The sequence below is a fragment of the Paenibacillus suaedae genome, from assembly GCF_032337355.1.
Lineage (GTDB): Bacteria > Bacillota > Bacilli > Paenibacillales > Paenibacillaceae > Paenibacillus_B > Paenibacillus_B suaedae.
The window spans coordinates 514,843-540,025 of the sequence record NZ_JAVYAA010000001.1 but is presented as its reverse complement, the minus strand read 5'-3'; the positions used below and the strand labels follow the sequence as shown (position 1 = coordinate 540,025).

The 25,183-nt window shown below is 42.4% G+C and carries 16 protein-coding genes; 5 read left to right on the top strand and 11 right to left on the bottom strand.

Annotation, left to right across the window (positions count from 1 at the left end; genetic code table 11):
• Positions 1–61 precede the first annotated feature (61 nt).
• Positions 62–1,612 (top strand): NBR1-Ig-like domain-containing protein, encoded by a 1,551-nt coding sequence (locus RQP50_RS02350; RefSeq protein ID WP_315742946.1) that lies wholly within the window; start codon positions 62–64, stop codon positions 1,610–1,612.
• Between the two features lie 104 nt (positions 1,613–1,716).
• On the opposite strand, the gene RQP50_RS02345 is transcribed toward RQP50_RS02350, so the two are convergent.
• From RQP50_RS02345 to RQP50_RS02315, 7 genes are all read right to left on the bottom strand, one after another.
• On the bottom strand, positions 1,717–3,402 hold the full coding sequence (locus RQP50_RS02345; protein WP_315742944.1) for a hypothetical protein: 1,686 nt from the start codon (positions 3,400–3,402) through the stop codon (positions 1,717–1,719).
• Between the two features lie 373 nt (positions 3,403–3,775).
• Positions 3,776–5,707: an RHS repeat domain-containing protein gene (locus RQP50_RS02340; protein WP_315742942.1), complete on the bottom strand. Its 1,932-nt coding sequence runs from the start codon at positions 5,705–5,707 to the stop codon at positions 3,776–3,778.
• Positions 5,708–6,240: 533 nt separating this feature from the next.
• Positions 6,241–7,245, bottom strand: a complete 1,005-nt coding sequence (locus tag RQP50_RS02335; protein WP_315742940.1) for a LamG domain-containing protein — start codon at positions 7,243–7,245, stop codon at positions 6,241–6,243.
• A gap of 647 nt (positions 7,246–7,892) precedes the next feature.
• On the bottom strand, positions 7,893–8,255 hold the full coding sequence (locus RQP50_RS02330; protein WP_315742938.1) for a hypothetical protein: 363 nt from the start codon (positions 8,253–8,255) through the stop codon (positions 7,893–7,895).
• A gap of 84 nt (positions 8,256–8,339) precedes the next feature.
• Positions 8,340–13,328 (bottom strand): RHS repeat-associated core domain-containing protein, encoded by a 4,989-nt coding sequence (locus RQP50_RS02325; RefSeq protein ID WP_315742936.1) that lies wholly within the window; start codon positions 13,326–13,328, stop codon positions 8,340–8,342.
• 198 nt (positions 13,329–13,526) lie between these two features.
• Entirely contained in the window at positions 13,527–14,201 is a 675-nt protein-coding gene (locus tag RQP50_RS02320) for a LamG domain-containing protein (protein ID WP_315742935.1), read from the bottom strand.
• A 92-nt stretch (positions 14,202–14,293) separates the two neighbouring features.
• The gene (locus RQP50_RS02315; protein ID WP_315742933.1) at positions 14,294–15,724 is read right to left on the bottom strand and encodes a GBS Bsp-like repeat-containing protein; all 1,431 of its coding nucleotides are present in this window, start codon (positions 15,722–15,724) and stop codon (positions 14,294–14,296) included.
• A 204-nt stretch (positions 15,725–15,928) separates the two neighbouring features.
• On the opposite strand from RQP50_RS02315, the gene RQP50_RS02310 reads away from it, so the two are divergent.
• Complete coding sequence (locus tag RQP50_RS02310; RefSeq protein WP_315742930.1) at positions 15,929–17,587, top strand: hypothetical protein; 1,659 nt, start codon at positions 15,929–15,931, stop codon at positions 17,585–17,587.
• A 60-nt stretch (positions 17,588–17,647) separates the two neighbouring features.
• Here the strand turns inward: RQP50_RS02310 and RQP50_RS02305 are convergent, their stop codons facing one another.
• From RQP50_RS02305 to RQP50_RS02295, 3 genes are all read right to left on the bottom strand, one after another.
• Positions 17,648–18,628, bottom strand: coding sequence for an FG-GAP repeat domain-containing protein (locus tag RQP50_RS02305; protein WP_315744539.1), 981 nt, complete (start codon positions 18,626–18,628; stop codon positions 17,648–17,650).
• A gap of 150 nt (positions 18,629–18,778) precedes the next feature.
• On the bottom strand, positions 18,779–20,377 hold the full coding sequence (locus tag RQP50_RS02300; protein WP_315742928.1) for a hypothetical protein: 1,599 nt from the start codon (positions 20,375–20,377) through the stop codon (positions 18,779–18,781).
• Between the two features lie 264 nt (positions 20,378–20,641).
• On the bottom strand, positions 20,642–21,187 hold the full coding sequence (locus tag RQP50_RS02295; protein WP_072727284.1) for a hypothetical protein: 546 nt from the start codon (positions 21,185–21,187) through the stop codon (positions 20,642–20,644).
• Positions 21,188–21,472: 285 nt separating this feature from the next.
• Between RQP50_RS02295 and RQP50_RS02290 the strand changes: the two genes are divergently transcribed.
• Together RQP50_RS02290 and RQP50_RS02285 are read left to right on the top strand one after the other, a co-directional pair.
• Positions 21,473–22,387, top strand: coding sequence for a polysaccharide deacetylase family protein (locus tag RQP50_RS02290; protein ID WP_315742925.1), 915 nt, complete (start codon positions 21,473–21,475; stop codon positions 22,385–22,387).
• A gap of 22 nt (positions 22,388–22,409) precedes the next feature.
• Positions 22,410–23,696 (top strand): MFS transporter, encoded by a 1,287-nt coding sequence (locus tag RQP50_RS02285; RefSeq protein ID WP_315742923.1) that lies wholly within the window; start codon positions 22,410–22,412, stop codon positions 23,694–23,696.
• A gap of 120 nt (positions 23,697–23,816) precedes the next feature.
• Here the strand turns inward: RQP50_RS02285 and RQP50_RS02280 are convergent, their stop codons facing one another.
• Positions 23,817–24,134, bottom strand: a complete 318-nt coding sequence (locus tag RQP50_RS02280) for a MazG-like family protein (protein WP_315742921.1) — start codon at positions 24,132–24,134, stop codon at positions 23,817–23,819.
• A gap of 73 nt (positions 24,135–24,207) precedes the next feature.
• Here RQP50_RS02280 and RQP50_RS02275 point away from each other — a divergent pair, with 73 nt between their 5' ends.
• Entirely contained in the window at positions 24,208–24,801 is a 594-nt protein-coding gene (locus RQP50_RS02275; protein WP_044355891.1) for an LOG family protein, read from the top strand.
• Positions 24,802–25,183 lie beyond the last annotated feature (382 nt).

Genomic DNA, 25,183 nt, shown 5'->3' with positions numbered 1-25,183 from the left:
AATCATATTAAAATTTACAATGAATTTACTTACTAACTATATAGGGGGTTCTAATGTTCTGATGATTAAAGTGTCTAAAATGGCTATCGCTTTTCTCTTATTATTTGCTTGTCTTATTCCAAATGCGATGGCGGACAATGGACAGAGGCGTTTGTTGAGTAATACGTTCGAAAGCCACGATAATGATAGCCTTGGAATGGTAACAGCATATAGTGCCAATGTCGGAGGTTATTATTCAACAATTCCTCCTGAGGCCTCTACTGTGAATGGCGAACTGGGGATCCAGCCTCATAGTGGAGTTGGATATTACCGCGTCGCTGGTCAAGACAAGAGCAATTCGGAGAACAGCTTCATTTACTTCAAGCTATATACGAATTTGAACTTAAGTATCCACGAAGGAATGAAATTATCCTATTGGGTCTATCACTACCAGTATACACAAAGTAAAAGAATGGCGATTGATCTCGTGTTCGAGGATGGTTCTACTTTGCGAGATAGCGGCATTACAGATACAAGAGGGCAGCGAATGCACCCTGCATATCGGAATGATCCATTAAATCAGTGGGTTCAAGTCGAGGTCGATTTATCTCCACACACAGGAAAAACAATTAAGGAAGTACTTGTCGCCTATGACGACCACGAGGCTTCGGAGACCGGGTATTTCAGAAGCTACTTTGACGATCTCAGCATCGCACCTTCCCAAGATTTAAGCGCCCAGATCGTCTCGAATACCATTCCAGATTCGATGCTACCAGGCTCTACGCATGAGGTATCGGTTACGGTCAAAAATACAGGGAAAAGAGAATGGTCGGAAGCAACCGCCGTTCGCCTCGGAGCCGTTGACGATAGTGATCCATTTGCCATTGGCAGACACGTCATTTCTAACGGTGGCACTGTAAAATACGGCGATACCGTGACATTTACTTTCAACATGGTTGCTCCCGCCCATGAAGGAGTAATGGTTACCGACTGGCGAATGGTTCAGGATGGTGTTGCATGGTTTGGCGATATGATTAAAAAGGAAGTCAAAGTAGCTCATATCCCTAAGCCCTCTATTGCAAATCATTATTATACATATAACTCGGCAAATCAGTTGTTTGATGTACTGCATACAGATTACCGAATCGAATACGCCTATGACACCAATGGGAACCTGCTTAAAAAAATGAAAACAAATAACTTGCTTCCGAACGCAAGCTTCGAGCAGGGAACTTATTTCTGGAATTTCAGCCCGACTATGGCCATCTCAGCACATTTGTCGCATGAAGGCTCACATAGCATTCGCTTTTATTCGGATATTCCCATACTTGGTACTTCCAGTGACAGCTACTTCATACCGGTTAAACCAAATACTGAGTATGAGCTGCGAGCTAACATTTACAACAACTTGAAGCAAGGAAGCTTCTACGTGGACACCTATGAATTCGACAATCAAAATATCGGTGTATTTGATGGGGATGCAGTATTGGTTTCTCAGAAAGGACAGTGGGGACAAGCTTCTGTTAAGATACGCACAAAGCCGAATACGACGAAGATTATTGTAAGGGTAGTAGCCGATTCGGATGCTGTCGGAGAGGCTTATGCCGATGCAATTTCACTTGTAAAGAAGTAATGCCAAACAACAGTCTGGTTACAGAAACTTGAAGAAGGATGGTTCGCGACCATCCTTCTTTTTCTTGATTTATTGCGAGGCTTATTTTCAATATGTCTCATGTTTTACTTTTTCCGTTGAAAGATGACGGAATCTACGGTTACTGTCCCGGAGGCCTTGTCTTCTAGTGCTAAGAGATTAAAATGGACTCTAGCTCGCACCGTATGAGCTGGTGGCTTTACTTGTACCTGAACACTCTTCCAGCTCGTGTTACCACTGTACTCGAATGGCGTTTCATTTCCTAAAAAATTATTATTAACGTCAAAATAGTGCATGATGACCTGAAACTTAGCCTTACTTAGATTTGTAATTGCAATTTGACTGCCTAATGTATAAGGCTGACCACCTGTTACGGCTACGTCTTGGAAAAACGTGTGCATTCCATCTTTAGGTATATTAGATATAGCCATTTGCTGTGCATGCTTACCACTGGACACCGGGGAGGTAACTACTCGGTAATTGGCTGGTACCCCTGCAGATTCCCAATTGCCCCAGCCATCTGCAACCCCACTCGTTCTTGTATTTGTCTCAAATCCGGGATTGATGAGCAAATTGCTCTGCTCCCCTTTTTGGAATGTCACGGAGTCCACCTTTACGATTCCTGATGCATTGTTGTCAACCGCTAGAACATTAAAATGAACTCTGGCTCGTACTGCCTTGGCTACGGGACGCACTTGTTCATTAATGCTTAACCACACCGTGTTCCCGCTATATTCAAAAGGTGTTTCATATCCGATAAAATTATTGTTAACGTCAAAATAATGCATAATGACCTGAACTTTGGCTTTGCTTAGATTTTCTGTCGCAATTTGACCACTTAATGTATAAGGCTGACCACCTGTTACGGCTACGTCTTGGAAAAACGTATGCATTCCATCTTTAGGTATATTAGATATAGCCATTTGCTGTGCATGCTTACCACTGGACACCGGGGAGGTAACTACTCGGTAATTGGCTGGTACCCCTGCAGATTCCCAATTGCCCCAGCCATCTGCAACCCCACTCGTTCTTGTATTTGTCTCAAATCCGGGATTGATGAGTAAATTGCTCCGCTCCCCTTTTTGGAATGCCACAGAGTCTACCGTTACGATTCCAGAGGCATCGCTGTCTAAGGCTATAATAGTAAAATGAAGTCTGGCTCGCACTGTCTTGGCTACGGGTTGTACCTTCTCATTTATACTCAGCCAACTTACGTTTCCTCCATATTCAAACACCGTCTCGCTTCCGATAAAACTATTATTATTATCAAAATAATGCATGTTTACTATTAATTTTGCTTTGTTTAGATTGGTTATTGCGATTTGACTGCTTAATGTATAGAGTTGACCATCGCTTACTGATATGTCTTGAAAAAAATTAGCCCCTCCATCTTTCTGCATGTTGGAAATTTTCATTTGTTGAGCATGCTTACCACTAGATACGGGAGCAGTAACAACTTGGTAATTGGCTTTTACTCCTGCAGATTTCCAATCTCCCCAGTTATCTGCGACTCCATTCTTTCCCGTATAGATTTCAAATCCGGAGTTCATTAACATATTGAAGTTTTTCTGTAGTAGATTTCCATTCACGTCATATTGATATTCTACAACGGTTCCATCCGCTAGCTTCGAATTTACTAGCCGCCCGGAACTATCATAAACATTTACCGCCATTTTCTCTGCGGCAAATCCTTTAGTTTGACTGAATGTTAGCAATGTAAGACTTATTAGAACTAGCACGAGCATGAATTTCGATGGTCTAAAACGAATCATATTCTACATTCCCCTTTTCCCTATTTGTAAAACCCAAACTCTTCTCACTGTTTAATTACAATACACCTAAAAAAATTGTCAATTTCAATGGCTTTCATTATATCCTCTATTTGTATAGCTGAGAACCATATTATGTTTAGTGTTCAATTGAAATAATTATGTTCCAATGGTATTACCGGGCAAGCCTTTGTTAATTTCCCCTTGTATGACTTGGCTGTTTCGGTAGTCTCTCTCTCAGTTATTAAAGATTCAAGAAGTAGAAACAACCAATTTAAAAGTTACCTATAGCAAAGAGGCCCACGAGTCCATGAGCCTTCTTTGTTTCTATAAGTTAGTTGTTCTGTTCATCAAGTACACTGGAGTCCATATCCCATTATTCCATATCTATAACCCTTAATATATTTCCGTTCTTATCGTAACGATAGTATTTGTTCCTGCCATCAGCCCCGATCCACTGCATCAAGCGACCATTTTTATCATACACGTATTCATCCAAAACCCTTGTTTTGTTTACTTTAATGCTTTTCAATTCAACAGGATGTTTTCCATACCAGTAAACTCTGAATTCCAGTGCGTGCCCCGGATGTTCATTTCTGAATTGAACATTTAAATCTTGAAAATGATTGATAATAAACTGCTCTTGATATACATCCTTCTGCTGAATAATCTCTCCTGTATCAGTATCGTATATGTCAAGCCTTACGACAGGATCTTTGCTATCACTGCTATTCTTTAATTTCATCGACCAAGTGCTTATCCATGTCCCGATTTCCATACCTTTTTCATATGGCCCGAAACTCATATATCCTGATTGATCCTGTTGAGGCTCCACAACCCATGCATTCTCAATAAGCTTTCCTGTTCTATGCCCCATTGCCGGATCAGACATATTCCACGCTTTCCCGAATGAACTTGGATACGTTCCCTTCATTTGAAGGTTCCTCATTTTGATAAATGCATTGCCATACCAATAGGTCCGGAACTCCAATCGGTGACTCGGGTTTACTTGGACGAATCTCAAATTAAAACTTTTATATTCATACGGACGCTCAAATTCTTGCCGTCCGATCTCACGGAAGGATAGGATCTCATCGGCATCAACATCAAACACCTCTAAACGAACTACTATTGCGTTATCTGCCGAATGATTGTCGATCATTAATGGCCAATTGATTTCCCATGTTCCTACAGGTACATCCTTTACGTAGGGTCCAAAAGTCAGAAATCCTTCGCTATCTTGCTGCGTATTCGCTGACCAGCCCTCTTCATCTAATCTACCAGTTCCGTGCCCAATCACAGGCTCTGATAAACTCCATGTTTTCTTATAGACTATATTTGTAGATTTGCCTATGGATATATCTTTGGCCGTAACCTTGGCTACCCCGTACCAGTAAATCCGGAACTCTAATCGGCAATCCGTTGATATATTGTCAAATGGAAGCTCGAAATACTGCGTTACATTAGAATAGAGGAATTGCTGCCTCGTCACTTCCCGTGACGATAAAATCTCATCTGCATCGGGATCATAGACTTCCAAGCGAACTATTTTCGCATTATCCGCAGAGTTGTTATCGATTATCAATGGGAAGCTTACCTTCCATGCTCCTAGCGGGAGATTCTTCACATAAGGTCCAAAGCTTAAAAAACCTTCCTTATCCTGCTGCATATTGGCTGACCAACCCTCTCCATCTGCTCTGCCAATTCTGTGACCGAGTGCAGGATCGGACATCTTCCATGATTTTATAAAATCCAATTTTGCTGCTTGATGGACAGCCACATGATTCACTTGAAGTGTGGTTTCTCCATACCAGAAAACCCTAAATTCCAATCGTTGTTTTGGTTTTGTTTTCATAAACTTCAAGTAAAAATCCTGATAGCTCTGAGATTTAGATAATTGATAGCCTGTAAGCTCTTGAAAAGCCAATACCTCATTAGAATCAGGATCATAAACTTCCAACCGAGCAATTTTAGAGGAAGCATTTATACTACTGGACACCTTCATAGACCACGTTGCAGTCCATTCTCCTATATCTAGATCATCTACATAAGGTCCAAAAACTAAAAATTCTTGCTTATCTTCTGGAGCTATAGCTATCCAATCATCTCCTTGTACTTTACCAGTACGATGTCCGATATTCGGAGAAAGCATTCCCCATTTTCTAACTTTATCACTCGTTGAACCTAACTCAATATTTAGTTTAGAAGACTCTTTAGCATCTGCTGAATGCTGTATTAGCGAAGCCAGCGCGACCAACAAACAAGTACAAACAATACATTTTACGATCATATGAATATGACGCAGCATTAATAGCAACCATCCTTATTTGTGATTTAATTAAACTTCTACTCTCAACTCTACAGGACAGCCAAGAAAGTAAAAGAGCCATCTTCCTGCTAGATTATCGGAATAGCTGTCTACGTAAGAAGCGGAAGAATTCGTAAAAACAGCATACAAAGAATACATGCCCCAACCATTAATATGTAATCAAGTTTTGGGGCGCGCTATTCCCTGAAGATGCTGTCATGTATTTTAGGATTAAGAATGAGCTTTCCAATGCTCAACCAACCCAGATTCCTTGCCTGAAATCACCTTATATATGTTAGCCTGCACTTCAGATGGTGAAAGCCTGTAATTCCAAATTCTCATCTCACCAAGCTTACCCGCAAATCGGTATAGGCTCTATCGCTGTTTCCTGATATGAACGCTGACGTCGTCGCTGCAACAGAATAGGACGTATTTCCTTTAACTGCGGCTAAATTTTGCTTTACACCGTTAATGTATAATTCATTATCAACCGCGATAGGTAAACCGTTATAGAAAGTTGCAGCTACGTGCACCTAACGATTACGTAATGTGGCCGAAGATATGCCTATAATGTTGCTTTCACCAGTGTTAAATCCAAAATATCCGTCTGCAAACCAAAGTGCATAATGGGTATTCCATGAAAACGGCATGACAGAATTAGTTCCGTCCCAATACATCCAAAATTCAACAGTATTCTTAGCACCAGCTTTGTTATTAGCTGAAATATTATTCAACATTAATTGTTCTTTTCTCTTGAAATCTTTACTAGCAGGAACACGTCCTAGCTTCCTATACTCCACCAATCCAGGCTCTCTCAACAGCAATACTTGATCTCTATTTGCCTGTACTTCCTCTTGAGACAATGGATAATTCCATATTCGTACCTCACCTATTTTACCGCCAAATCGGTATAGGTTCTTATCGCTGTTACCTGATATAAAGGCTTTCGGGGTTGCCGAAACTGGATACGTTGTCATTCCCTTAACAGCTGCTATGTTCTGCTTTACGCCATTAATATATAATTCATTATCTGTCGTATTAGGTACACCGTTATAGAAGATTGCTGCAACATGCACCCACTTGTCTTTTAACTGATCCGATGGTATACCAGTAATATTGCTTTCGCCCGTATTAAATCCAAAATATCCGTCCGCAAACCAAAGTGCATAATGGGTATTCCATGAGAACGGCATGACGGAATTAGTACCATCCCATTTCATCCAGAACTCTACCGTATTTTTAGCCTCCGATGTTTGATTTACCGCCAAATTTTGCATCAAGCTCTGATCACCCCCACTAAAATGGAGAGTAGAAAGCTTATGCGTTATGTTCCCGTTGTTATCGTATACGTAGTCTATACTTTGACCAGCAGTGGATTGAGCATCATTTAACCGTCCAGCCTCATCATAGGAATACTTACTTTCAACATTTGCAGCAGAGGCTTGGATGACTCCACTCTGTAATACCATATAGCAGGTACATAAGTTTACACACATCAACAAAATGATGCGTTTTTTCTGGCGTGCTAGCCAATTCATTCTTTTTCTCACCTTTCTAATTCAACCTCGCAAGATATTTATTGCTACTCTATTACGTATTCCTATATTGCACCAGTTAATATATGTTATTTCAAACGTATATACAAAGCCTCCTGAACTTTCAACAATCGAATTCGCGCTCTCTCTTTGGAGTTTAATTAGTAATGGATTGATTCCGGGCAACAACCATTACCAGATTGTCTGTTCACTATAGTAGTCGGACTATGTACCCCTTAAGTTGCGATATTCTCTTTCTCGCCCTCCTATCCACTTGGAAGGACTGTTCGTTTCGATTTTATTTACAATCTCATTTTATTTCGGAAAAACCATGAGAAAGCGAAGGTAAGGTAGTTGCATCAAAACACGGTGGTATCTGATAATTACGGAGTTATGACAATGAAAGAGGTTTGTGATGAAGGGGGATATTATTCAACACTTATATGTGCGCACAACCGTATAAGAAAAATATCATACGGGGTTGATAAGGGTTAGGTTCTTTCGGGACATGCCGACCGATTCATTCGGCACTGGGTGGGGGCATCTACCAAAGAAAAGAACCACAATACGATGGTTAGTCGCATTGTGGTTTTACATAATTATTACTATTGGAGACTAAGTTAAAGATTTATTAACAGCCTTATTCATCACTATAACTGTTTATCGCCATCTGTACCTTCTTTTAATTTATATACCTTTGGGGTAACAAAATAAGATAAAAATACAAATAACAAAATAAACATTACTGTGATTATGAACAATAGAAATCTAGTAACAACGATATTTTTTACTTCATCCATAATGTATTTTTTTAGTTTATCACCGTAGAAAGCATCCAGATAATAACTCAACAATATACCAGTAATAAAACTAGTATAAAAATAAACTTCTCTTTTCCAAGGCCATACATACAACTGTGAACATTTACATTTATACGCCTTCCATTGTCCACCAAAAATTAGCCATTTCAATGGAATCGGATTATTACATTGAGAGCATCTTAATTTTCGCAATAGATAATCTATCCTCCTCTCATTTATCCTTTTGTAATTTAGATTCAATTGTAGTGACATTTAGTTTTATGATGTTATTGATGTTTACTTGAAGTAGTGCTTGTGCTCTACTTTACCTGACGGGGCAATATCAATCTGGAACATAGAGAATACACCTCCCTTTTTATTGTAAAGCCAGTATACTTCTCTATTAAATGTGCCCGACTCTGTCTTTGGTGTGAATCCAGTTAGCCCCGAATGTTCTGTTGCAGCCAGAGTAGTAGCCACCCAAATACCCGCTTTTACCCCACCCGTAGTGATACCTAAAACATAGTTAACATAAAATCCTGAAATAAAGTTTTCAACCGTAGCTTGTGATTCTGACTTCTCAAATGAGTACCTAACCGCTCTAAATGAAGCCCCCATCTTCTCATAAAAATCAGCACGCTCGGCATACATGTTTCCATTTACTATTTTATTTTCATCATAGTAAAATCTTTGCGTGCTTCCAGTAATACTTATATCAGCATATTTTCTTAATATAGGTTTATAAATAACTTGAGTATCTTTTGATACAAGATATTGTGGCATTGTATTACCGATGACTGTTTCATTTTTCGAAATACCATTGGCAAATTTAAAGGTCACATTATATCCTATGGTTTCCTTTCCATGAACAATAGTTCCCCCAAAATCATTAACAAAATCAGCAACTTTACCATACTCATGACCTGTTGGATCACTATAGATAAGAGGATTATTTGCCACATACGCATACAAATTCAAACTCAGCGGGTTCTTGATATCCCCTTCATACGTATCCTCATTAATAAACCGCCCTACACTTGGATCATACCATCTTGCGCGCAAATATTGCAGATTCGTTGCTGCGTCCCAATATTCGCCCGAGTAGCGGAAAATGTTTGGAACCTGTTCCTCCTGTACCACTGGATTGCCCCAGATATCGTACGTATAGCGGTTTAGTACATTTCCTTGCGCATCCCGAATTTCGGTAATGTCGCCGTGTCCGTTGGATACGTAGTATTGCATGCCTTGTCCCGGAATCTGACGAGCCAGCAGCTTGCCGTAGTCGTCATGGACATAGGATGCGGTAATCGTGACGCTGCCATTCGCTTCTACCTTACCTTCTGCTACAATCTTTGCCCGATCATCATAGTAATAGCGGGTCGTTACGCCCCCTTCGGTTCGTTCTACCATAAGGTTATCCCCATTATAGCGGTAGCTGACGGCTTTGCCGTCCTCCGTCGTTACTTGGGTCAGGCGGTTACGGCTGTCGTATGCGTAGCTTGCTCCCTTGATGTTCGGTGCCTGATCGCTTTGCAAAGTGCTGCGGTTATCTCGTTGATCGTACGTATAGGCCTCATTGAATTGGCTTGAGGTCTTGATTCGATTCAGTTGATCGTAGCTGAACTGGAAGAACGCTCCGTTATCATTCTTCGCTATGATGTTGCGATTGTTATCATAGGTATAGCTGTAGTTTCCAAACAACGCATCTCCTTGCTTCTGCTGGATGCCCGTCCTGTTCATTCCATCATAGGAATAGACTTCATTCAGTCCGCTCGAAGACTTCAAATCAGCAATCCGATAGGAGTCATCATACGAATATTCAAATCGAGCCAGCTCTCCTACGGTGCCATCCATTACTCTCATGCTCCTTGGCACTGAAATCGAGAAGAGTCGCTCCGTTTGACTTGCCAGACGGTAGGCGCCCGACGCTATAGCTTGCTCTTCGCGCAATCCCCGCTTCTCGTAATTCAATGACAACACCGTCTTGTCCGGATACGTAATGGATGCGAGTTCACCCGACGGATAATACGTATAGCTTGTTGTCCCTGTCTGATCCGTCATTGTCGTCCGTTTGCCTGTCGCGTCATAGCTATACGAAACTCTTTCGTCCGGCGCAACGACGGCCGTCAGGAAGCCCCGGCTATTGTAATCGAACTGTTGAATCTGTCCCTTCCGATCAATGCTCTTGATCACGCTGCCGTTGCCGTCATAATAGAAGCGTTTGCCTTGCTTGTTCGGATCAGTTTGCTCCAGCAGACGGCCGATGCCGTCATACCGCTTCTGCACGGTATTTCCGTCCGCATACTTGACTTCGACCATATCGCCCGACAGATTATACCGATACCGCGTCGTCTTCCCTTCAGCATCTGTAACGGCGATCAGGCGCCCGAGTACATCATACTCGTATTTCGTCACATTATGGTTTCCGTCGTAAGCTACCTTAACGTTCCCCGCATAGTCATATTCATAACGAGCTAACAAAACTTCTTGACCCGACGACTTGATTTCTTCCTTCTTGATGACTCTGCCCATAATGTCGTACGTTTCACGCATTCCATTATTTTCCCCGTCGAAGGTTGTCTTGGTGTTTGCCGCATCGTTATAGACAACGCGGTTCGATCTGGAACCAAATTTCTCCTTAATAATCCGATCCCAGGCGTCATACTCGTATTGAATCACGGATCCGTTAAAGTCCCCTTTGCGAATCAACCGGCCGTTCTCATCATACGTGTGCTGAGCCATGCCTCGCCCATTCGTTTCAGCAATCAGGTTGCCGAGCGGATCGAAATGTTTCTCGATTTGCAGCCCGTTCGGATTGGTAATGAACATCTTATTGTTCTGATCATCATATACGACGGTCGTCTTCGTTCCGTCGGGATGAATTTCGGCGGTAATTCGTCCCAGCTTGTCATACGTATAGGAGGTCTGGTTTCCGTTACCGTCTGTATATTTCGTTGGCAGCCCACTCTCCGGAATATATTCCATCTGACTTTTGACGAGTTCATTCTTGCCCTCTACGTTCTTTACCTCTACGGCTTGTCCGCTCAGATACATGCTCTTGAATTTAGGGCTGAAGTCTTGATAAATGGTTGTTTCCCCGACATCTCCCTTAATCCGAATCTTAATCGGGTTGCCGGCATAGTCATACTCATAGTTCAATTGTTGGACAATTTCGCCTCGATCATTTTTGGAAATGGCCTGCTTCAATCCCCCGCGATATCGATCGTATTCATATTCAGAGCTCAGCGTCATTCCCTGATCCATCGGCACACTACTACTCTTCATGCGGAACAGCTTATTCTCTACTACGTCTCTGTACTCATAACGGCTTGTTATGCCGATCGGATTCGTTTCCGAAGTCAGTTGTCCCCAATAATCATACTCACGCGTAGTAATACGAGGCGCAGATGCATATCCCTCTTGATAATGCGTCTCTTCAATCCGGGTCGGATTCGGATTCCTTCGGAATCTGTCATATGCATAATTGAACACCTGTCTATCATTTGTCTGTAGATCCTTAACTTCCGTTTTCGTGTTATAGATTGCCGAAGGTTTATCGTACGCAACAAACTGCTTCTCGTACGTATAGGTCGTCGTTTTGTATTTATCGTACACATCCACAGAAAACCTAAAATCCTGCTCGATGTACTTTCCTCCATCACCAATCCCCGCTCTATCTTTCACGTTACTATGATCCATTGTATATTTAAGGGTCAATTCATTCTTTTGTGTATATTGGGATGAACTATAGTAACTGCGGCGAGATTTATATCGCACCACACGTTCCTCCGCGAAATCTCCGATTTTCCGTTTAATCGCGCCATCAAATCCGTATTCCGTAATGGCTTTGGTCGGATGCTCTATTACGCCAAGTGCGATAACCTCGTTCTCTCCCCAATTTACCCTGTATGCTTCAGATCCTTCAGGTATTTCTGAATACGAGCTGACTAAATTAAAAAATAAGGGCTTCCATACGCCATAATCATACTTGGTCGAGCGGCCCATTGGATCGATCACTTCTGTTAAAATATCCTGCTCCCGGTACAGATAATCGTTCTTTATTTTTTTGACTCTTTCTTTCTTATAGATCACCCTTCGATCTCCGCTTTGAATAGTAACCGTATGATTTCCGTTGTAGGAAATATTCATTTCATTCTTGCCTTGATAGTCTCTGGTCGAGCTTTTGATCTGATGCAGAACCCACCCTATGTCCGGCTGATACTTATATGAGAATTGAATGTAGTTTCCATCTGTGTCTTCGATGAAGATGAGATTGCCTATATGATTAAAATATTGGCTGACTCCCGTCGTCTTATTGAGGAGCTCATAAGAGGCTCGCTCATCGGACTGCAATAACTTATTTGACTCCATAAAGACCAAATCGCCGAGCGGATACCCTACCAAACGGTCACCTTCCAGCCCATATGTACCGACGCCCGAAATATAAATGTAGCCATAATTGTTAACCCACTTTAGATACGAGATATCCCAAATCCACCCCTTACCGAGATGAAAAATTTCTTCCTCCTTGGTCTCCCGCGTTCTGTTTCTACCGTTTTCATTCACATAGATATCGTCTTTCGCCAAGGAACTGTCGTAAATTCTCCGCAGCGCAAAATCCATGCCGTTCGGTCCAGGCATAACCATATCCGTTACTTCCACACGCAAAGAGCCGTCTACAGGCGAGATATGGTCGCTAACGGATCCGACGGAGTAAGGTGCTTGATCCAGCCGGATTGGTCGATTGCGGAGCGCTTTCTCATCGTATAGATTATTGCTAAGGAAGGCTAACGATCGCTTCTCCCGTAATCCATACACTTGATCCGTCACCGACGGACTCCCTTTCCCATAGACCTGTTCCGTTACGCTGGCTTGGTATACAGCCTCTGATACACTCTTCATTTGTTCTTGATGCTCGATTATCGGATCTGGAGCAGGCTTCGGATAGGTGCTGGTCATGAATTGCTCGTAGTCTTTTCCCTGCTGCTTTGCTTTTAACCCTTGATAGATTTGATGAAGCTCATAGCCCTTGAACAGTTCCTCTGTCACCCAATCCCTAGTCACGCCAAAGGTTTCAGTTAAGGAGGTAATCGTAATAAGCTCGTTTGGGTTTAAATCCGTGAATGTTGCGTGCGGACCATATACGCTATCATACACACTTGTAGTTACCGATGGATGATTTTCCTTGTTTGGAATATCAATCGATAACCTATCTTCTGCCGATATCAATGGTATGCTGGTGAACAATAAAGCAAATGCGAGAATAATTGACAACCATTTTTTCAAAATGTATCTCTCCTTATCAATTCTAATTCATTCGTTTCAATCGAGTATTAGCAACATATACCTCTCCGCTTCCATTGCCTCCTTGTTCCATTAAGTGAAAATGCACTACATGGAGACATCAGTATACAAACGCCTAGCACATAAAAAAGCGAGAATATGATTTTACTCCTCATAAATTCACCTCCCTATCTCATATCGTTAATACACATAGATTAAATTGGAGCCGATGGCTGGCGTTTTGTACATTTCACTTTCAATTTCGATTGGATTTAATGCCCGATTCCAGACTTTCAACTCTGCTATATTTCCGTGAAATTGATATTGGGTATCATTATTCCAACCAGAGAAGTAAGCACTATCTGCAACATTTCTATTAGAGGCAGTCCCTATCTTCACAAGAGTTTGTCGAACGCCATTGATATACAACTCGTTTTTGTATGTATCTCCATTCGTGAATATTGCAGATACGTGAACCCACTTATTAACTACTGAATCCGATGAGGTTCCATACAAATCTCCATTGCCTGTATTGAAGCCAAATAATCGATCATTAAAGTACAAATCGTACATGCTGTTTGCCCAGCTAAAGGGCATCTCGATTTGGTTCCCGTTCCACTTCATCCAAAATTGAACGGTTGTCTTCGCATTATTAGCACTGCTAACTCCCTTGGCATTGATTGCAACTTTTTCTTTTCCTGTAAACGTCTTTTTCTCGGTGGGAATATAGCCACTTTCTGCAACATTTACAGCAGATTTTCGAATCAAGTTCCCATTTGCGTCATATTCATAAATGACATTGTTCCCTGCATAACTCGTACCCGCTGACAGCATTGTTACAAGAAATATTAGTAGTGATGATAGTATCTTTTTCATATGATTCCTTCCTCATCCGAATCTCATTGTTTAGTACTGCGTATACGATTACCGTTTTGATCGAAATCATATATAAAAATACTTATGAGTACTCAATCTATTACCTGAACATGCACCCATGCCACAGCCATCATATTCCCGTATTGATCAACCGTGTAGACATGCGTTATGTATGTACCTGATTCATTATTATGCTTGCCGAAGGGAATTCGGATTTTCCATACACCCGGCTTTACTTTTTCTCCTTTCACCCACGGACTTTCAAGATCATCTTGTCCATTGTGATCCGTCCATGTTGGAAATCTGACTTCATTGATGCTATTAGGAACTCCTTCTACAAAAATTTCATATGAACCATCGCTTTTCTTCACCTCTTGCGGAGCTCTAAGTTGAACGTTGTTACCGCGAACCGTAACGATAAAACCATCTACAAACTTCCCATCCGCATAGACATGGGTAATATAGCTTCCAGCCTCCTGATTATGCTCACTATAAAGTACAGTTGCTTTCCATACTCCATTCGCTACTTTACTTCCCTCAATCCACTTCAAATCATCCTGACCGTTGTGATCTGTCCACGTTGGGAACTGAACCTTCTGAGTATTATGATCCAAACCATAGATGGTGATATCGTAGGACACACTTGATAGATTCGTCTCGGTCGGATACTGAGTTCCGCCCGTCACATTCACCTCTGCTCCGCCAAGCATCATGTTGTTTCTGTATTTGTCAAAGCTATAAATATGTGTGATATACTTTCCTGTCTCATAATTATGCTTCTTGAATGGTATCGTTATTTTCCATGTGCCGTTGCCTTGATTGATTCCTCTAATCCAAGGTTGCTCCAGATCGTCTTGGCCATTTGCCTCTGTCCAAGTTGGAAACCTAACTTCATTCACATTTTCACCTACGCCATCTATGTAAATATCGTAGGACTCGTCCTTCAGTGATGCTTTTTGTGGACTGCGCACTTTCACGTTAATGCCCACATTAGCAATTGTCGATGCAACCATACGATCCCCATCATAAATATGAGTAATATAAGAGCCTGTTTCCATACCGTGATTTTTGAAAAATACAGTCGCCTTCCATACTCCATCTGACACTTTCGTTCCCTTGATCCACTCCGTATCATCCTGGCCATTATGCTCTGTCCAAGTAGGGAAATAGATCTGTTCAGCGTTACTTCGTATCCCTCTTATATAGATCTCATAGGAATGAGACGATAAATTGATTGTCGGTTGTATCGACTGGTTCACTTTTTCCCGATTCGTTTGGTTTCCGTTAGAATCATAAATGTAAGACATATAAGTTCCGTCTGATAGAAAAGCAGCGATCAATTTCCCGTCAGTATCATATATGTAATCGTTCTTCTTCGTATCCGTAGGCAAATTAATAAACACCTGCTGTGATTCCTGTTTCCCTTCTTGCGCAAGCGCTTTCTCACCTCTAATAATATTTGCCCCAACCATAAGAACAAACATTACGGTGATGCAGAAGAGTATTTTCTTGGCATCCTTCACTTATACCCCTACCTTATCTTTGATATATTCTGTATTTACTATATCTGCTGACCTACACAGTATTACAGACATTAATTTACACAATTATCAAATAGGGGGTATTATTTTGGAGTATTTTATAACATCGTGTTTCTTTTTATCACTATTCCGAAGTATTTATATGTATACTATGCTCATATACTCATTGGTGGAGGTTCATAGTGAATGAAAAAACTGTTTTGCTTATTTCTTTTACTGTTTGGATTGGCTCCTGTGACAATCACTTCAGCTTTTTCTGTAGGAATGACAGATTATGAATATGATGCTAATAACAACTTAGTGAAAACGACTGCTAACGAAACTCAAACAAAGTACGAATACGATAAGAATGGAAATATGATTGGCAAGAAAATAATGAAAAATGCAGTAACGATTCCTAAGAATCTAGTACGCAACCCTTATTTCAAGGAAACGCTGGAAACCGGCGAGGCGAAAGATTGGAGAACAGAAACTTGGGGTGCAGCAAGCAGCAGCTTCTCTATTGTAAAGTTCGAAAATAAAAATTTACAAAAAATAACCGGTGAAGGTATAGTAAACAACGGTATTGTTGCCATTAGCCAAATCATCAACGTCACCGCAGACAGAGATTTCGTCACGAACGCTACGTTAACAGTAGAACAGTTAAATCAAGCGAAGGTTCAATTGTACATAGACTTCATTGGAGCGGATGGATCCTATGTTGGGGCCAACGTTACGGAGTGGGATCAGCTTACAAATGGTGGATTCATCACTCTGACGAATCATGGTCGAGTTCCAGCTTCAGCAAAAAAAGCAGTCGTATACACCATTCTTCGTGCAACCAATGACCAAGGTTCAGGAATCATCAATGTAGATTCCATCCGATTTGCATACAGCTCTGATCACAATCAAGTATCTAATCCTTCATTCCATTCTAATCTTGGCCCTGAGATAGCAGATGATTGGAGAAAGACGGTATGGAGTACAGGCAAATCACTTTTCGAAACCGCTCGATTTGAGAACAACCCTGTCCAAAAGATTTCTGCATCAGAAATGGGAGTCAATGACATGGTTGCTGTTAGTCAAACGATAAAAGTGGAGAAAAACCGTGACTTTACGATTAGCGGATTATTTCAAGTTGAGCAATTAAAAGGCAGCAAGGTTCAATTATATTTGGACTTTAAAGATGATAAAGACCAATTTATAGGCGCCAATATTACTGAGTATGAATACCCAACACATGGACAATTTATCGTTCTTTCCAATTCAGGGACAACCCCTGCAAATGCAGAGAAGGTAGTCGTTTATGCAATCATACGAAGTTTGACAAATCAGTCATCAGGCAGCATGTATGTCGACTCCATTCACTTCCAATATTCAAGTGAACGAAATTTATTATCAAATCCTGAATTTTTGATCTTTCCCGATCAAGATGAAGTCGGCGATGCTTGGAATAGAGGATCATGGCTAGTTGAGAATAACAATTTTCAAATTAAGCGTATGAATCAACAACATGTTCAAAGTATTGTAGGTTCCGGGATTCAAGCGACCGGTATACTGAGTATTATTCAAAATGTAAAGGTTGATCCAGCGAGGAGTTTTGAAGTAAGCGGAGCTATTCATATAAAACAATTGGAACGCGCTAAAGTTCAATTATATATCGATTTTATGGATGTTAATAACCAATTTATCAGGGCAAACATTACCGAACAATCTCAACCAACTACAGATTTTGTAACGTTGAGAAATAACGGGCAAGTCCCTCAAGGGGCTGTACGTGCTCTTGTATACGTAATTATAAGAGGAACCGATAATCAGGCTTCTAGCAGTATAGACATTAAAAAGCTAGTATTCAAATACAACTAGCGATATTCTTTATTTAAATAAGAGAAGTCTAGCCTAAATGGTCGGACTTCTCTTTTGATTTTACTCCATCCACTTCCTAATTAGATTCCCATTCCCATCATACTGAAAATGCAATTGCTTACCATCCACAAGTGTTAATCGTTGCAATTTACCAGAAGAACCATACTGATATTGAACATTGCCTCTCCACTTTTGAAAAGCACCAAACCGGTCGCCCCTTGAGAGTGACACCCAACATTCTCCGTTGTCGAAGTATACGATAGAATCAGCCTTCCCGTCTCCGTTCACATCTCCTACAAATTGCTGGCTTGATCCTACTCCATGACCTGCTATCCATCTAGTATAAGCTTCAAATCCACTTCTGTTTGACAGCGACACCCACCATTCTCCGTTGTCGAAGTACACAATAGAATCGGCTTTGCCATCTCCATTCACATCTCCTACAAATTGCTGGCTTGATCCTACCCCATGGCTTTCTATCCATCTTGTATAGGCTCCAAAACCACTTCCGTTTGAGAGTGCCACCCACCATTCTCCGTTGTCAAAGTACACAATAGTATCGGCTTTTCCATCTCCGTTCACATCTCCTACCAACTGTTCGCTTGATCCTACTCCATGGCCTTCTATCCATCTTGTGTAGGCTTCAAATCCACTTCCGTTTGAGAGTGACACCCACCATTCTCCGTTGTCGAAGTACACAATGGAATCGGCTTTGCCATCTCCGTTCACATCTCCTACCAACTGTTCGCTTGATCCTACTCCATGGCCTTCTATCCATCTTGTGTAGGCTCCAAATCCACTCCCATTTGAGAGTGCCACCCACCATTCCCCGTTGTCGAAGTACACAATGGAATCGGCTTTGCCATCTCCGTTCACATCTCCTACCAGCTGTTTAGTAGAACCAATTCCATGGCCTTCTTTCCAGTTCGAATAAGCTTCGAACTTATTCCCGGTTGACAGCGACACTATCCACTCCCCGTTGCCATTATAAACGATAGAGTCCTCCTTTTTGTCCCCATTCACATCAGCAAAAAAAGACATACCGAGAGATGCATCTCTACTCCCTATGGGCATTCCGTATGCTACGGGATAAAATGCACTGTTATACAAAATACTTATAAAAATAAATAATTCAGGTAACCGTGTCACTCGCATTTTAACTGATCTCCTTTATGTTCTCGAACAACCAGATTATTTTTTGGATATTTTTATATCATCTATTGAAATCTCTCCACCATGTCGAATCCCCCAAATTAAATAATAATCACTATGGGAGCCTGTAGTAAACGTAATGGTCTTGGTTCTGACATTACCAGATTCTTCGTTCCATGTCGTAAATGCCTTGTCATCTGTAAAAGACTTGTACGCAGCCCTCGCCAGAAAATAAAAATACCCATCCTTATTGTCAATCTTATTTATTATCTTGTATGAGAATGAAATTGAGTAGGTCGTATTAGGTTGAAACGCTATTTTGTTTAAATCTGTATGTAAGTACTCGTTCCACTCTTCATTTGGTGAGGAAATGCCTAGCGCTGAATATTTTCCTGTTATTACTTTAGATGGATCGTTGGTTATTCTCCCAATATTTCTATATCCAGCAACAAAATCAGAAGCTAAAAAAGTCCCGCTTTCAAAAGAGTTGTTAAGCTTAGTTATTGTGATATCATCAATCGCAATGGCTCCACCGAAGCGTTGTCCCCATATCAGATAATATTGTTCGAAAGGCCCTGTAGTAAAGGTGATTGTTGTTTCTTCCACATCTCCTACTTGTCCTTTCCATGTGGTAAAAGATTTATCATTCGCATAATCTTGACCGAAGGCTCGAGCTAAAAAATAAAAATATCCTTCCTTATCCGGCAAATCAATAATTTTATATTTGAATGTAACGGAATAGGTCGTATTCGGCTCAAAATATGCTTTTTTAAAATCTGAATGCAAGAATTCATTCCACTCTTCGCTTCTAGGGGCTCTGCCGAGAATCGATTTACCACCTGATATCACTTGATTAGGATCTGTTGTTACTGTTGCTCCTAGAGGTCCTCCAGTTTTATAAGCTGTATCTTCTAGTTTATCGCCTTCAAATGATTCTGTTTCTTTTTTAATTCTTATATTATCTATCGTTATTGCCCCACCATATCTTTGACCCCATATTAAATAATAATTATCAACAGAGGCAGTAGTAAACGTAATGGTTGTCGTATTGATGGTTCCGTCATCATAATCTTGCAACTTAGTGAAAGCCTTATCATTGATATAGTCCATATTGGCGCTTCTCACTAGAAAATAAAAATATCCATCCTTCTCAGGCTTGGACAATATTTTATATTTAAAAGTAATAGAGTACGTTGTATTAGGTTCAAATTTAATTTTACTTCGATCAGAATGCAGGAATTCATTCCAATCCACAGAGCCCTCCGCGGTTCCGTATGCAGAGTACGCTCCTTCAATAACATAATTTGAATTGTTGGTAAGCTTCTGTCCTGTGTAATCTGTGTTCTGATAGGAGCCGTGTTCAAATCTTTCAATATCATTAAGTTCGATATGCTTGTTTACCATATTTCCATTTGCATCGTAAAAAAATCTTTGTATGAGATCCATGCCCCATTTTCGAAAAGGCATTTCAATAATTCGGTTATTTGAATCATAAATGTAATTTGCTTGTCCATTCTTCTGGCGCAGCTCTGGAACAGTTCTTGTAGAATCCATTGCAAATACGGCTATCCCGTCAACACTCAATAATTGTGAAAGTAACATTATCCCCATAATGATTACGATACATTTTTTCCCCATTGATATCTCTCCTCAAATACAATTGTTTATTTCCTAGTAGATGTGTTATTACGACTCGATTAGTAATAATCCTAATCTATTTGGGTTCAGTAATAAGTCCCCCTTTCAAACAAGAAAAAAAAGGCATAACATCAGGTACAATGCATGCCTTAACGTTCAGTTGAACGCGTTTGTGTTATAGCCATTATTTTCATGTTCATTATAGATTACATTTTTCCTTAACGTAAGTACCATTGCTTTTTTTATAAGTAAACCTGTCGATAACTACACCAGCTCCCTCAGCCAATAAGACAAGAACTCCCGAATACGTTCATCCCTCTCAGACTGCAGCACTCGACGGAACATCCAGCGTACCCGCTCTCTTACCGTCCTATCCCGCTTCGCACACAATCCTAGAAGATCAATACAATGCAGCCGCTCGGCCGCGCGCCCATTCTCAAGCAGGTGGGCATATACAGCAGTTCCTCGGGCAACTTCCCGCTTGCAAGCATCTGCCAGACGCGGATTTCCGTACTCCAACTCAAGATCTGCCGGCTCGCCGGACGCAATGAGAACAAGCAGCTCCAGCATGTAAGGACGCGCCGTATCCGTCGTATTCTGAATCATGCTTAGCAAGCAAATGGATGTCGGTACAGCCACTTCATACAAGGCGCCCTGCACAACCACAATTGCTTCTATTGATTCACTGGCCAGCTCCGCTTCTGCTGTTGTCGAAGCATCCTTCAACTGAAGGAGAGCCTCAGGCAGCCGTTCCGCTGCTTCTGCCCCCCGATATGTCGTCCAAGGTATGCGAATGATATCCCATGTCATCGTTCAGCCCTCCTTCTAGGATGCCATCTCTTCTATGATTAACATATTAGAGATGCCTCCGAATCAGAAGCATATCTGCGTAATCGAAGGATGCCCCTAAGCGATAACAGATACCCTATTGTACTTCCCACTTTCCATCGCGCATGAGAATTCGATACTCCCGTGAGTAAACCATCATTATATCTGAGCGCAAGTGCAAGTTGCCGCCGACTCTCGAATATATTTAGTTGCATAAACACGAATCGATTCATGCGGATCGATCAATCACACATGGAGGCGAAGGCCATGAACGTCATGAGAGCATTAGGGTATGAGGAAACCGATCGTCTGCTCATCATTAATGCCGACGACTTCGGTATGTGTCATGCAACGAACATGGGGATTATGCAGCTGCTTGAGGAGGGATCGATTTGTTCTACCTCCATCATGATGCCATGCGGCTGGGCCAAGGAAGCAGCGAAGTGGAGTGCAGCTCATCCGGAGCTGGACATCGGAGTACACCTCACCTTCACGAGCGAGTGGGAAGGGTATAAATGGTCGGCGATGAACCGATCACGAGACATCTCCACCCTGCTCACCGAGGAGGGCTACTTCCCTGAGGATTGTCTGACCGTCGAGCATCTCGCCGATCCTGAGCAAATTCGCTGTGAGATGATTAGTCAAATTGAAGCGGCAAGACGTATTGGCATCAATATTACGCATGCGGATAACCACATGGGCAGCTTGTACGGACTCGCGTCGGGACGGGATTTCCTTGACGTAGTATTTGATGTATGTGCAGCGTATGGACTGCCGTTCCGCATGCCAAGACGTATTGGCGGCATGAAGCTGAATCCAGAACTCGAGAAGATGGCGAAGAGGCGGATCGATCTGGCAGATGCCAAAGGGGTTGTCATTCTGGATACACTGCTCGGGCTCCCTTATGAACGGATTCCAGGAGAGACATATGCTCAGGTCAAAGCCAAGGCGGAAGCACTCCTACGCGGTCTTCTTCCCGGTATTACCGAGATGTACCTCCACCCCTCCATCGTATCTGATGAATTAAAGGCCATTACTCCGCATTGGGAGAAGCGCGGCATGGAATGGAGATTATTCCGCGATCCTGACATCAAGCGTATCATAGCAGAAGAAGGGATTCAGCTCATTCGCTGGCGAGACTTGCGGGATGTGCAACGAGGCCAGCTCCCACCACTTATATAGGAGTAAAGGAGGAGCCCTTACGATGAGCATTGCGATATCCCCTGCACGCAAAGCTGCCTTCGCTTCAGGAAATATATCTGCCAACTTATTGGCCCAAATGTTCGCAGCCTATATTGTCTATTATTACGTTGACATCCTTGGCGTCCGTCCAGGACTCATCGGCATTGCGATGGTGATCCACGGACTCGTCGGCGCCTTTCTCAATCCATTATTCGGCTATATGTCCGATCGGTTTCGTACAAGGTGGGGCCGGCGCATTCCCTACATGGCATTTGGAACGATACCGCTTGCGGCTGTATTTACACTCATCTGGTTCCCGCTCGCTTCCGGTAACGGGCTGTTCTGGTACTTCCTTGTGCTCGTGCTGCTGTACGATATTCTGTATGTACTCGTCATTCTCAATTATTCAGCGTTGTTCCCGGAAATGTTCGTTACGATGAAGGAGCGAGCATCTGCCTCTTCGTGGAAGCAAATGTTCGGCATACTGGGGATGATTGGAGGAGTAGCAGCACCGCCGCTAGTCTTTACCAAATACGGGTGGGGGGCAATGGGGCTTACCTTCGGAATCATATCCGCTATTTTTCTGGCTGTGATGATCTGGGGCTCGAAGGAGAATGAGCAGGCATCTGCTCGCTCAATCGGGTTATGGAAGGCTATTGTTTATACGTTCTCTAACCGTTCTTTTGTCGCCTATGTACTGGGCGGTTTCTTCGTGCAATTGACCTTTGCTCTTCTGACCGCGGCGATTCCGTTCTTCACCAAATATGCACTGCACGCAAATGAAAGCGCCAACACAATTATGCTTGGGCTGGTCTTCGTAACTGCGATCCCGTTCGTGTACGTATGGGCGCATTGGACGAAACGCTACGGACCGCGCAAAACGATGATTGCTGCCATCGTATGCTATATGTTTGCCTTAGCTCCACTTCTGTTCGTCTCATCGGAACTCGGTGCCTATATAGCAGGCGCATTCATCGGATTCAGCCTTGCTGGACTTATCATCCTACTCGATATTCTCCTCTCTGAGGTCATTGACGAGGACGAGCGCACGACAGGGGCACGACGCGAAGGTATGTATTTCGGCATGAATGGATTTATTATTCGGTTCGGCGTCTCCCTGCAAGCCATTATTATGAGCACCGTACTCGAATCCAGCGGCTATGTTGCCAATAGCGCGCAGCAGCCTGACGCAGCCATATTGGGGATTAGACTGATGCTGGCAGGCATCCCAATCGTTGCACTCGTATTCGCCATCATTTGCTTTGTTATCTATCCGATTCGCAGCTCGCCGCAACGGGATGGATCTTAGCAATTTACACTTTAGACTCTTAGCTTTGCTTTTCGCACTCAGCACTTAGCACTTTGCTCTGCTCTTGCTCGTTCTTGCTCTTACCTTGCCGATAGTTCTCCCTGGTGTTTCCTTACCGAATCAACCGCCGAATCGCTTCGTTAGCTTGTCCATATGGGCTTGTGCAATCTCACTCAAGTCGATGTCATACTTCTCCGACAGCACAATGACATTCGCCAGCACATCACCAAGCTCTTCCACCAGTTCTTGACGCAGTTCTTCGCGGCTGCGCTCCCCTTCATCTGGACGGTCACGGCCAATTTCCAGCGCCCGAACAACACGTGCAACCTCTCCCACTTCCTCCATGAGGAAGCCGACGCGTATAAAGGAATTATATTGCGACCATTCCCGCTTCTGATAAAATTGCTGCACCCACTGTTGAAATGGTTTCATCTCCATTGTAAATTAACTTCCTTTCCTAACCAATGATGTCTATACTTAATGAAGTATACCAGATGAGGAGGCATTACTCGTGAAAAGATTATGTGTGTATTCCGGATCCAACTTGGGGACGCACCCCAACTTCGCCTCTAGCGCGCAAGCTCTAGGCCGTGTACTTGCTGAGAAGAACATTGAACTTGTATACGGCGGCTCCAAAGTCGGTCTCATGGGCGAAGTAGCCAATGAAGTGCTGCGCCTTGGCGGCAAGGTAACAGGCGTTATGCCGCGCGGATTGTTCCGAGGTGAAGTTGTACATACCAACTTGACTGAGCTCATTGAAGTAAAAGATATGCATGAACGCAAAAAAACGATGATCGATCTGTCTGACGGATTTATCTCGCTGCCAGGCGGATTCGGAACATTTGAAGAGCTGTTCGAGGTCATTAGCTGGGCGCAAATCGGCATTCATCAGAAGCCAATTGGCGTACTGAATGTGGAAGGCTATTTCACACCTATGCTGGAAATGGTTCGGCACTCCATCCAAGCAGGATTTGTGAAGCAAGAGCATGAATTGCTCATCCTTGCTTCTGCTGACCCTGCAGAGCTCGTTGAGAAGCTGCTTCAATATACACCGCCGGTATTCGGCAACAAATGGAGCCAGCTAGATTCTGAATCCGATAAATAGCTTCTGACTTTTCAACCTTGTCTAACATGATATACGCGAAAAATAGGTAACGCATCAACTCGTACAACTCATCATCCATGTTCATCTGTGGAAGCTCCAACGCGAGCTCCTCCACAGATCGGATGTGGTTCCCCCGTTTTCTTCCTGATGCATGCTCGAAGTCAACTAATTACTGTATCCGCCTATCCGCCCAATCACTCCAACCTAACTTTCATTATTTTTATTTCTCTATTTTTACTCATTTCTTCTAACTTCTAACTTTCTAACTTTCTAACTTCCTCCTTTCCCATCTAAATTTCATTCCTACCTGCTTATTTCAATGACATCTTCATCTTGGGAACTCCATTCATTTGCGTTATACTCAGGTAAGAGTGTAAAAACA

Excerpts from the sequence above, each read along its gene's own strand:
- RQP50_RS02350 (WP_315742946.1), top strand. The coding sequence starts at position 62 with ATGATTAAAGTGTCTAAAATGGCTATCGCTTTTCTCTTATTATTTGCT.
- RQP50_RS02345 (WP_315742944.1), bottom strand. The coding sequence starts at position 3,402 with ATGATTCGTTTTAGACCATCGAAATTCATGCTCGTGCTAGTTCTAATA.
- RQP50_RS02340 (WP_315742942.1), bottom strand. The coding sequence starts at position 5,707 with ATGCTGCGTCATATTCATATGATCGTAAAATGTATTGTTTGTACTTGT.
- RQP50_RS02335 (WP_315742940.1), bottom strand. The coding sequence starts at position 7,245 with ATGAATTGGCTAGCACGCCAGAAAAAACGCATCATTTTGTTGATGTGT.
- RQP50_RS02320 (WP_315742935.1), bottom strand. The coding sequence starts at position 14,201 with ATGAAAAAGATACTATCATCACTACTAATATTTCTTGTAACAATGCTG.
- RQP50_RS02310 (WP_315742930.1), top strand. The coding sequence starts at position 15,929 with ATGAAAAAACTGTTTTGCTTATTTCTTTTACTGTTTGGATTGGCTCCT.
- RQP50_RS02305 (WP_315744539.1), bottom strand. The coding sequence starts at position 18,628 with ATGTCTTTTTTTGCTGATGTGAATGGGGACAAAAAGGAGGACTCTATC.
- RQP50_RS02300 (WP_315742928.1), bottom strand. The coding sequence starts at position 20,377 with ATGGGGAAAAAATGTATCGTAATCATTATGGGGATAATGTTACTTTCA.
- RQP50_RS02295 (WP_072727284.1), bottom strand. The coding sequence starts at position 21,187 with ATGACATGGGATATCATTCGCATACCTTGGACGACATATCGGGGGGCA.
- RQP50_RS02290 (WP_315742925.1), top strand. The coding sequence starts at position 21,473 with ATGAACGTCATGAGAGCATTAGGGTATGAGGAAACCGATCGTCTGCTC.
- RQP50_RS02285 (WP_315742923.1), top strand. The coding sequence starts at position 22,410 with ATGAGCATTGCGATATCCCCTGCACGCAAAGCTGCCTTCGCTTCAGGA.
- RQP50_RS02280 (WP_315742921.1), bottom strand. The coding sequence starts at position 24,134 with ATGGAGATGAAACCATTTCAACAGTGGGTGCAGCAATTTTATCAGAAG.